We start from the raw sequence: 4,822 nt of genomic DNA, 5'->3' as shown, positions 1-4,822 counted from the left end.
CAATGGTTTAAAGACGTAGGCTTTAGCGTTGAGGTCGTGGAAGTCGAACCCGGCAAGCATAATATGGTCGCAAAGATGGGTTCTGGCGAAGGGGGCTTATTGCTTGCAGGACACAGCGATACCGTGCCATTCGATGAAGGGCGTTGGAACTTCGACCCTCACGCATTGACAGAACACAACAACCGCTTCTACGGATTAGGCACCGCCGATATGAAAGGCTTTTTTGCCTTCGTTTATGAAGCTGCGAAGAAAATGGATTGGAGCAAGCAAACCAAGCCACTTTATGTTTTAGCAACGTGTGACGAAGAAACCACTATGCTAGGTGCACGTCATTTCACTGAAAATGCGCCGTTTAAACCGGACTACTGCATTATTGGTGAGCCAACCAGCCTAGTGCCGATTCGTGGTCATAAAGGCCATGTCGCCAACGCAGTACGAGTAACGGGTAAATCAGGTCACTCTTCAGATCCAGCTTTAGGCGTTAACGCCATCGAGATCATGCATGAAGTGTTATTTGCTTTAATGCAGTTGCGTGACAAGTTAGTCAAGGAGTACCATCACCCGGGCTTCGCGATACCAAGCCCTACTCTAAATCTTGGGCATATTCACGGAGGAGATAGCGCTAACCGAATCTGTGGTTGTTGTGAATTACACTACGACGTTCGTCCTTTACCGGGCATCAGCTTAGATGGTTTGGATAACATGCTGCGCAGCGCGCTCAAGGAAGTAGAAGCAAAATGGCCGGGCAGGATTGAGATTACTCCCCTGCATGAGCCGATTCCGGGTTACGAGTGTCAGCACGATCATCCATTTATCGGTGGCATGGAATCGGTGTGTGAAACCGAATCTCAAACTGTGAACTATTGTACTGAAGCACCTTTCCTTCAGGAGTTATGTCCAACCTTAGTGTTAGGCCCAGGCTCAATCGACCAAGCTCACCAACCGGATGAGTTCTTAAGCTTCGATTTTATTGACCCTACAATTGATGTTCTGAGTAAATCGATCCGTAAATATTGTTTCTAGTTATTACTTTCCTTCCGATATTTTCGTATAAAAGCCACCCGAAAAGGTGGCTTTTATTCTGTTATCCCTGACACAGCCCGATCTTGTAATTAAATTTCACTTTTTCCCTAAGTTTTGAAAAATTTACTTCTCCCGCATTTTTAAACCTAATAATTGCAAACTTAGAATGCTTTATTTGACTAGATACAGCACTTTTCGCTAGATTGTGTACTTAACAAGGAACAATGGATGTAATTTTTTTACGAGGCAGGATGACAATGAACGAGAAATACGCCGCTCTCAAGAGTAACGTAAGCATGCTGGGACGCTTGCTAGGTAACACAATCCAAGATGCACATGGTGACGTTATCTTAGAGAAAGTGGAGACTATCCGTAAACTTTCCAAATCCGCCCGCGCAGGCAACAAAGCTGACCGTGACAGCCTAGTTGAAGAAATCAAAAACCTGCCGAACGAACAACTCACTCCTGTTGCTCGTGCATTTAACCAATTTCTCAACCTCACCAACATGGCAGAGCAATACCATACGATCTCTCGCCACTGTGAGGAGCATGTTTGTGAACCAGATGTGCTGCAATCTCTATTTTCCAAATTAAATCAGAATGACATCAGCAAGCTAGACGCGGCTCAAGCCGTTCGCGACCTGAACATTGAACTCGTTCTGACTGCACACCCAACAGAAATCACTCGTCGCACCATGATCAACAAGCTGGTAAAGATCAACGAGTGTCTGTCTAAATTAGAATTAAGCGACCTATCACACAAAGAGCGCGTGAAAACCGAACGCCGCCTAGAGCAACTGATCGCTCAAGGTTGGCACTCTGATGTAATTCGTCAGCAGCGCCCAACGCCACTTGATGAAGCTAAGTGGGGCTTTGCGGTTGTCGAAAACTCACTTTGGGAAGCTGTGCCTGATTTCCTACGTGAAATGGATGGTCGATTAAAAGGTTACCTTGGTGAAGGCCTGCCAATTGATGCGCGCCCTGTTCATTTCTCATCTTGGATGGGTGGTGACCGCGATGGTAACCCATTCGTAACGCACACCATCACTAAAGAAGTACTGCGTCTGTCTCGCTGGAAAGCCGCTGATCTATACCTAGGTGACGTGAACGAGTTGATTACCGAACTGTCGATGACCAAGTGTAATGATGCCGTTCGTGAATTGGCTGGCGATGAGCACGAAGCTTACCGTGCAATCCTGAAGAGCCTACGTACTCTGCTCAACAACACGCTAGAAGTGCTTGATGCAAAACTGCACGACGCAGAAGTACCGAAGAAAGAAACTCTACAGAACATAGACCAACTTTGGACACCACTTTACGCATGTTACCAATCACTGCACGAATGTGGCATGGGCGTAATCGCGGACGGTTCTCTACTTGATACGCTACGCCGCCTAAAAGCATTCGGCGTGCATTTGGTTCGTCTCGATGTTCGTCAAGAAAGTACTCGTCACTCAGATGTGCTATCTGAATTGACTCGCTACCTAGGCATTGGTGATTACGACCAATGGAGCGAGCAAGATAAGGTTGCTTTCTTAACCAATGAATTAAGCTCAAAGCGCCCACTGTTACCACGCGACTGGGAGCCATCTGAGCAGGTCAAAGAGGTTTTAGACACCTGTAAGGTCGTTGCTGCTCAACCTCGTGAAGCCTTTGGTGCTTACGTGATCTCTATGGCTCGTACTGCCTCGGATGTATTGGCTGTACATTTGCTTCTACAAGAATGTGGTTGCCCGTACCGCATGGACGTATGTCCATTGTTCGAAACGCTAGACGACTTGAACAACTCAGAAGCCGTAATGAAACAGCTAATGAGCATCGATTTATACCGTGGCTTTATCCAGAACCACCAAATGGTGATGATCGGATATTCTGACTCAGCTAAAGATGCCGGTGTAATGTCTGCAGGCTGGGCGCAATACGATGCAATGGACAAGCTAGTTAAGGCTTGTGAAGAAGAAGGCATTGAACTGACTCTATTCCACGGTCGTGGTGGTACGGTTGGTCGTGGTGGTGCGCCAGCGCACGCGGCTCTTCTTTCTCAGCCACCTAAAAGCTTGAAAGGCGGCTTACGTGTAACTGAACAAGGCGAAATGATCCGCTTTAAACTTGGCTTGCCAGATGTTGCAGTTAATAGCTTCAACCTATACGCAAGTGCGATTCTAGAAGCGAACCTTCTGCCACCACCAGAGCCAAAACAAGAATGGCGCGACCTAATGGAAGTGCTGTCTGAAGTATCTTGCGAAGCTTACCGCAACGTCGTTCGTGGTGAAGAGAAGTTTGTTCCTTACTTCCGCCAAGCGACGCCAGAGCTAGAGTTAGGCAAGTTACCTCTTGGTTCTCGTCCTGCGAAACGTAACCCGAACGGCGGCGTAGAAAGCCTACGTGCGATCCCATGGATCTTCTCATGGAGCCAAAACCGTTTGGTACTTCCTGCATGGTTAGGCGCTGGTGAAGCGATTCAATACTCTGTCGATCAAGGCCATCAAGCGCTACTTGAAGAGATGTGTCGTGAATGGCCATTCTTCTCGACTCGTCTAGGTATGTTGGAAATGGTGTACTCGAAGTGCAACATGGAAATAGCTAAGTACTACGACCAGCGACTTGTTGACGAAGAGCTATTACCTCTGGGTGAGTTACTGCGTGAACAGCTGCAAAAAGACATCAAAGCGGTGCTGAATGTAGAAAATAACGAGAACTTGATGCAAAGCGACCCTTGGGGACTTGAGTCAATTCGTCTACGTAACATCTATGTTGAGCCACTAAACATGCTTCAAGCGGAACTGCTTTACCGTACTCGTAAGTGTGAAACACCACCAGCAGAGCTAGAAGAAGCGCTAATGGTGACGATTGCAGGTATTGCAGCAGGTATGCGAAACACTGGTTAATTAGTGATTCCATCTACAAAACAAACAAAAGGTCGCCATTGGCGGCCTTTTTATTTTGCCAAATGACCGCTAGTGAGTATTTTGTCAGTTTTTTGGGTTATTTTGTCCATGTATTCTACTTTATGCTTATTATTTAGATATACTACTGCTCCGCTGCAGAAACACTCCAAAATAATAATCTGCGGCACTCGACCAATAAACTGGTCAACCTAGGTGATAAACGGCTTTGTAAGGTGACATAACCAACGATTGAGTTGGTGCTACTTGAACATAACCAATATAACGTGCCATAGAAGCACACTTGTTGTTCAAGTATTTGTTTACTGTTTACCATTTGGATTTCAGACATGTCATTACCACACGTAATTTTAACCGTTTTAAGTACACGCGATGCTACTGGTTACGATATCACAAAAGAATTCTCCGCAAGCATTGGTTACTTCTGGAAAGCTAGCCACCAACAAGTTTACCGCGAGCTAAATAAAATGGCTCAGAACGACCAGGTAACTTGCGTACTTGAGCCTCAAGAAGGCAAACCTGATCGTAAAGTTTACTCTATCACCGATGCTGGCCGTGGCGCGCTAGGTGAATGGTTTGAACAACCAACTGCACACCCAACCGTTCGTGACGAGTTCTCAGCTAAGTTAATCGCTTGTGCTGTACAACCTTCTGATGCGTACCGTGTACAACTTGCTGAACTAGTAGAAGAGTCTCGCAAACTGGTTTCTCACTACAAAGAAATCGAAGCGGCTTACTACGCAACGCCATCTACACTAGACAAGCAAGCACGCCTAGAGCGTCTAACGCTTCGTCGTAACCTACTGATCCGTGAAGCATGGATTGTATGGGCTGACGAAGTACTGCTTGAACTTGGCGCTCTTGCTTAAGTTAAGCTAGAAACTAGAAACTAG

Annotated in this window: 3 protein-coding genes; all 3 read left to right on the top strand. The window is 46.4% G+C overall.

The genetic code is table 11. The annotated features are described in order from the left end of the window. Window positions 1-1,023: acetylornithine deacetylase (gene argE, locus AB4496_RS16835; protein WP_372131420.1), on the top strand; the 1,023-nt coding region annotated here is incomplete at its 5' end. Between the two features lie 251 nt (window positions 1,024-1,274). Then, window positions 1,275-3,911: a phosphoenolpyruvate carboxylase gene (gene ppc, locus AB4496_RS16830; RefSeq protein ID WP_170962733.1), complete on the top strand. Its 2,637-nt coding sequence runs from the start codon at window positions 1,275-1,277 to the stop codon at window positions 3,909-3,911. Window positions 3,912-4,258: 347 nt separating this feature from the next. Next, the gene (locus tag AB4496_RS16825) at window positions 4,259-4,798 is read left to right on the top strand and encodes a PadR family transcriptional regulator (protein ID WP_009848889.1); all 540 of its coding nucleotides are present in this window, start codon (window positions 4,259-4,261) and stop codon (window positions 4,796-4,798) included. Window positions 4,799-4,822 lie beyond the last annotated feature (24 nt).

The sequence above is a fragment of the Vibrio sp. 10N.222.46.A1 genome (assembly GCF_041473595.1).
Lineage (GTDB): Bacteria > Pseudomonadota > Gammaproteobacteria > Enterobacterales > Vibrionaceae > Vibrio > Vibrio tasmaniensis_A.
The sequence above is the reverse complement of the archived record's forward strand: the minus strand, read 5'-3'. Positions and strand labels throughout refer to the sequence as shown.

What these genes read in the sequence shown, in the direction of transcription:
- ppc (WP_170962733.1), top strand. Translation starts at nt 1,275, where the DNA reads ATGACAATGAACGAGAAATACGCCGCTCTCAAGAGTAACGTAAGCATG.
- AB4496_RS16825 (WP_009848889.1), top strand. Translation starts at nt 4,259, where the DNA reads ATGTCATTACCACACGTAATTTTAACCGTTTTAAGTACACGCGATGCT.